At 70.1% G+C, this 5,141-nt stretch carries 5 protein-coding genes; all 5 read right to left on the bottom strand.

The window, feature by feature from the left end; all coding sequences use genetic code 11:
* Positions 1 to 81: 81 nt before the first annotated feature.
* On the bottom strand, positions 82 to 1,263 hold the full coding sequence (locus tag H0U68_RS21490) for an MFS transporter (protein ID WP_296358942.1): 1,182 nt from the start codon (positions 1,261 to 1,263) through the stop codon (positions 82 to 84).
* A gap of 17 nt (positions 1,264 to 1,280) precedes the next feature.
* Positions 1,281 to 2,132, bottom strand: a complete 852-nt coding sequence (locus H0U68_RS21485) for a family 3 encapsulin nanocompartment shell protein (protein WP_296358941.1) — start codon at positions 2,130 to 2,132, stop codon at positions 1,281 to 1,283.
* Positions 2,133 to 2,176: 44 nt separating this feature from the next.
* Positions 2,177 to 2,899 carry a hypothetical protein gene (locus H0U68_RS21480; protein WP_296358940.1) on the bottom strand — a complete coding sequence of 241 codons (723 nt, stop codon included), beginning with the start codon at positions 2,897 to 2,899 and terminating at the stop codon, positions 2,177 to 2,179.
* A 13-nt stretch (positions 2,900 to 2,912) separates the two neighbouring features.
* Positions 2,913 to 3,908: an aldo/keto reductase gene (locus H0U68_RS21475; protein WP_296358939.1), complete on the bottom strand. Its 996-nt coding sequence runs from the start codon at positions 3,906 to 3,908 to the stop codon at positions 2,913 to 2,915.
* Between the two features lie 13 nt (positions 3,909 to 3,921).
* A partial coding sequence (locus H0U68_RS21470; RefSeq protein WP_296358938.1) for a thioester reductase domain-containing protein occupies positions 3,922 to 5,141 on the bottom strand: 1,220 nt, incomplete at its 5' end.

The raw sequence follows: 5,141 nt of genomic DNA, 5'->3' as shown, positions 1-5,141 counted from the left end.
CCCGGCCGTGGAGCGCCAGCGCCGCGCCGCAGGCGGCCCCGGCGATGCCGCCGCCCAGCACGATGAAGTCGGCGTCCGCGCTCAAGGTGCCGCGCGCCCCTGCTGCGCCACGACGTCGCGCTTGGGGCTACCGATCCAGGCCACGCCGGCCGCGCTCAGCAAGGCCGTTGCCAGCATCGCCATGTAGATCGGCGGATAGCCGTAGCTGGTGGCGATGAAGCCCGCCACCACGCCGCCCAGCGCCACGCCCAGGTCCCAGAACGAGGTGAACATGCCTAGCGCCGCACCGTGCTGCGCCGGCTCGGTGTTGCGCACCACCACCAGGGCCAGCGACGGATAGAACAGCGACAGGCCCAGGCCCATCAGCAGGCCGCCCGCCACCGCCATCGGCAGGCTGGACGCGAACGCCAGCAGCCCCAGGCCCACCGCCTCCACCAGCGCCGACCAGAACGCCACGCGCACCGGGCCGATCTGGTCGGGCAGGTGCCCGAGGAACAGCCGCGAGCCGACGTAGGCGAAGCCGAACACGTTGAACGCCAGGATGCCGTTGTCGATGCCCTTGCTGGTCATGTACAGCGCCACGAACGAGGCCAGCGCCGCGTAGCCCATGGAGCCGAGCGCCAGCGTGAAGCCCGGCGCGAACGCGGTGGCCGGGAACAGCGCGGTCTTGGCCGCGCCCGGAATCTTCGGCGGCGCCGCCTTCATCGCGATGAAGGCCAGGCCGACCAGCGGCAGCACCGCGCACACCGTCCACACGGCGCCGAAGCCCGCGGCCTGCATCACCAGCGCGCCGGCCAGAGCACCAAGCGTCACGCCGCTCCACATGCTCACGCCGTACAGGCCGATGATCTTGCCGCGCCGGTTGGTCGGCGCCAGCTGCACCAGCCAGGTGGCGCCGGCGGTGAACACGCAGCCTTCGCCGACGCCGTGTAAAAGGCGCACGCCGATCAGCGTCGGCACGTTGGCCGCGACGACGTACGCCGCCCCGGCCACCGCGCAGAACACGGCGCCGGCCAGCATCAGCACCTTGTGGCCGATGCGGTCGGACAGGCGCCCCGCGACCGGGCGCGCCGCGACCACCGCCACCGCGATGGCGGCGATCACCGTGCCCACGTCGACGTCGCTGCCGTTCAGCACGTTCTTCACGTAGAACGGCAGCACCGACAGGGTCACGCCGATGCCCAGGTGGCAGAAGAACAGCCCCAGGAACAGGGGCATGTAGGGCCCGTAGAAGCGCAGGCCGCTTTGCGGTTGGGCGTCCATCGCGGTGTTCCCTTGCATCAGCCGCGCGGCTTCACGTGGAAGAAGTGGGTGGGCAGGTGCACGGCCAGGCCTTCGTAGATCTCGGCGATCACGGCCAGCCCTTCGGTGGCGAAGGTACCCTTGGGCGGCGTGCCGACGCGGATCACCGATTTGCCGGTGTGCAGGATGCGCGCGGCCACGGCGAAGTCGCCCAGCAGGGCGCAACCCGGCGCGACCATGCGGGTGCGCACGATCTTGGCACCGTTGCGCGCCAGGTCCTCCAGGATGCTCTTGCCCATCATGCGGTGGTAGTAGTCCACCGGGTTCACGATCATGGCGTGCGCGGTGGCGCCGTTCTGCTCGATCAGGTTGCTCGCTTCCATGATGCCCGACAGGTAGTCGCCGTCGTACGGCACCTGGGTCAGGCCGGCGGTGTTGAGCAGGCCGGCGGGGCCCAGCGTCAGCGCCTGGTTCTCCGCGGTGGCCAGGCGCACCAGCAGGCGGTAGTCGATGAATTCGGCCAGGCCGCGCTCGTCCTTTTCCAGGCCTTCGGGGATCTGCACCCAGGCGTTGATCGGGCGGATGGTGCTCTCGCCCATGCCGAAGCGGAAAGTGGCTTCCTGGCGCAGCTGGCCTTCGAAGATGCCGGCCACGTCGGTCTTGGGCGGGCGGGTCTCGGTCCAGAAGCGGTTCTGCTCCTGCTCGACCAGGCGCTTCTTGAACAGCTGGCTGACCATCAGGCGCGGGCGCTCCAGCGTGGGCTTGAAGGCTTCGGTGATGGTGAAGTCGAAGCGCACTTCGGTGTTGGCGCCCTGCGCGCGAAAGGCGCGCGCGAACAGCTCGCCGGAGGAGGCTTCCGTGGCTTGGGTGGCTTGTTGCTGGCTGGACATGGGGAAATCTCCTTTGTTGGGTCTTGCGGTAATGCGGGAAGGTCTCAGATCGCGTGCTGGACGATCTGCTGGTAGAACGGCTGGTGGTAGTCGTAGAAGCCCTGCAGCGTGGGGTTGGTTTCCACCGTGTCGCTGTAGGCCTTCGAGGGGCGGGTGAAGCCCGTGCTGTTGATCACCTCCATGTGCCACTTGCGCGTGCGCGACCATTCGGGCCGGTCCTCGGCCTTCCAGGTCAGCGCGCGCTCGATGAACGGCAGGCCGACGCGGTCGCACCAGCGGCGCACCACCAGGGCGGGATCCTCGACCATGCGGTCGGCGTTGACCACCGCGGGCACCCGGCCGCTCATGCGGCGCGCCAGCTCGAAGATCTCGTGCAGGTGCTCGTAGCCGATCTCCGGGCTGGTGATGGTCGGCTTCATGTTGTACATGGAGCTGATGGTGCGGCGCGGCTCGCGCACGATGAAGGTGTGCTCGATGTCGGCCACGTCCTCCGGGTGCTCGAACAGGTAGTTGTAGCGGTGCTCCACCGTGTCCTTGAAGAACACGGGCTTGTCGCGGGCGAGCTCGCGCATCTGCGCGAACAGCGCCTGCTCGCTGCGCACCACCACCTGGCCGCCCTGGCCGTCGGGCAGCGAGACCTCGCCCTCGTCGACCAGCGTGACCAGCGGCTCGTGGATCACGGTCACGTCGCCGCGCTCGATCATCATGCGCAGGAACGCCGTGGACATGGCGCGCTGGTGCGCCCACATGGCAATGATGGGATTCATGGTCGTCTCTCCTTCATCCGGACCAGGACGACGGCTTGCGGTCCCAGCGGTGGTTGCGAAGCGTGCCGAGCAGCTCCTGCGGCAGCGCACGGCCGTCGCTCGTGCCCAGGTTGGCGCGCACGTGCGGCTCCTTGCGCATGCCCGGGATGACGGTGGACACCGCCGGGTGGTGCAGGATGAAGCGCAGCGACGCCTCGGGCAGCGTCATGCCGGACGGCAGCGCTTTCTTCAGCGCCTCGGCGCGGTCCACCGTGGGGCCCAGGTTCTCCGGGCCGAAGTAGGTGGCGCGCCAGTCCTCCGGCGGGAACTTCAAGTCTTTCGTGAGGTTGCCCGACAGGCCGCCCTCGTCGAACGGCACGCGCGCGATGATGCCGACGTTCTTCTCCAGGGCCACCTTGAAAAGCTCGTCTTCCGGCGCCTGGTCGAAGATGTTGTAGATCACCTGCACCACGTCGATGAGGCCGGTTTCGATGGCCTTCAGGCAGTTGCCCGGCTCCCAGCGGTTGGCGCTGATGCCGATGCCCTCGATCAGGCCCTCGGCGCGCAGGTCGCTCAAGGCGCGCTGCCAGCGCTCGTCCTGCGCCCAGCGGTCTTCCCACACGTGGAACTGCAGCAGATCGATGCGGTCCACGCCCAGGTTCTCCAGGCTGCGGTGGGTGAACTCGCGGATGTGCTCGGGCGGGAACACGTCGTCCAGCGTGTCGCCGGGGCGCGCCGGCCACTCGCGGTTCTTCGGCGGCAGCTTGGTGGCGATGTAGATGCGCTTGCCGCCGTTGGCGCGCTGGCGCTTGAGCAGCCGGCCCAGCAGCTTCTCGCTCTCGCCGCCGCCGTACGACGCCGCGGTGTCGAAGAAGTTGCAGCCCAGATCCACGGCCAGGTCCAGGCAGTCCGGCGCGGCTTCGGGGTTGGCGCCGGCGGTGAAGTTGCCGGGCCCGCCGACGATGCCCCACATGCCGTAGCCGATCTCGCTGACTTCCCAGCCGAGCCGGCCCATCCTGCGGTATTTCATGCTGTCTTCCCTTTCAATGTTCAAGCGTTGCGCCGCCATCGCGGCGCGCGCGCAGCATGCGCACGTAAGCCGCCATGGCTGCATCGAGTTGGCCGTCCTGCCAGCCGTGCGGCTGCTCCAGCGCCGCGGTGGCGTCGCGCCGGAACAGCCGCGCGTTGTCGGTGAGCAGCCCGGCGAAGGCCGCGGCCAGCGCGGACTCCGGCAGGCTCTTGTCCGGCAGGAAGCCGCGCACCAGCGCCAGCTCGCGCGGCAGCGGCTGCGTGGCCGCCACCACCTCGTCGAGCCGCGCCAGCCAGTCGCGGCAGGACAGCACCGGCAGCGGCATGCCCGAGCGCGCCAGCGCGTCGGTGATGGACACGCTTTCCGGGTGGATCACGTGGTAGTCGCGGTTCCAGGCGGCCGGCTCGAACACGCCGGCGACGACGCGGCGCGCCACGTAGTCGGCCGGCGACCAGTCGGTGCGGATGTCCGCGTCCGGCACCGCGCCCAGGCGCACGCAGGCCGACAGCAGAAAGTGCGTCAGCGCGCGCTGGTTGGGCAGCCCGTGCAGCGGGCTGGGCATCACCTCGCCCAGGCGGTAGACGGTGGCGCTCAGGCCGGCGCCGCGCGCGTTGCGCACCAGCCGCTCGGCCACCCACTTGGAGCGGCTGTAGCCGGACATCGGCCACACGCCCTGCGTGAGGTCGAAGTCCTCGGCCAGCGGTTCGCTGCGCAGCGCCGCCTCGCGGTCCAGCGTGCCGAGCGTGGAGACGAAGTGCAGCGGCTTGGCGCGCTCCTGCGCGGCGAGCTCCAGCAGCTCCAGCGTGCCCAGCACGTTGGCGGCGCGGTGCATGCGGTAGTCGTAGACGAAGTTGACCAGCGCGCCGCAGTGCACGATGGCGTCGCACTCTTGCGCCAGCCGCGACCAGGCTTCGCTGCTGACGCCCAGCCGCGCCTCCGACAGGTCGCCCTTGACTGCATGCAGGCGGCCGGCGAAGCCTTCCTCCCACAGCTGGCGCTCGGCCAGCGACTCCATCAGCTGCGACTGCACGTCGCCGCGGCCGCGGGCAATTGCGAACACCTGCACGTCGGCGTTGCGGCGCAGCAGCTCGCGCGCCAGATACCCGCCGACGAAGCCGGTGGCGCCGGTCAGCAGGATGCGCCGGGGCGCGGTGCGCCCGGCCGCCCGCGGTGTGCCCATCGAGAGCTTCGCGTAGAGGCCGGCGTCGCGCTCCATCAGGGCCAGGTCGTCGC

The organism is Ramlibacter sp., from assembly GCF_013697775.1.
Lineage (GTDB): Bacteria > Pseudomonadota > Gammaproteobacteria > Burkholderiales > Burkholderiaceae_C > Ramlibacter.
This window is presented reverse-complemented; position numbering and strand designations above follow the sequence as displayed.

Bases quoted from the DNA above. Each gene is read 5' to 3' on its own strand.
- H0U68_RS21485 (WP_296358941.1), bottom strand. From the start codon at position 2,132: ATGTCCAGCCAGCAACAAGCCACCCAAGCCACGGAAGCCTCCTCCGGC.
- H0U68_RS21475 (WP_296358939.1), bottom strand. From the start codon at position 3,908: ATGAAATACCGCAGGATGGGCCGGCTCGGCTGGGAAGTCAGCGAGATC.
- H0U68_RS21490 (WP_296358942.1), bottom strand. From the start codon at position 1,263: ATGGACGCCCAACCGCAAAGCGGCCTGCGCTTCTACGGGCCCTACATG.
- H0U68_RS21480 (WP_296358940.1), bottom strand. From the start codon at position 2,899: ATGAATCCCATCATTGCCATGTGGGCGCACCAGCGCGCCATGTCCACG.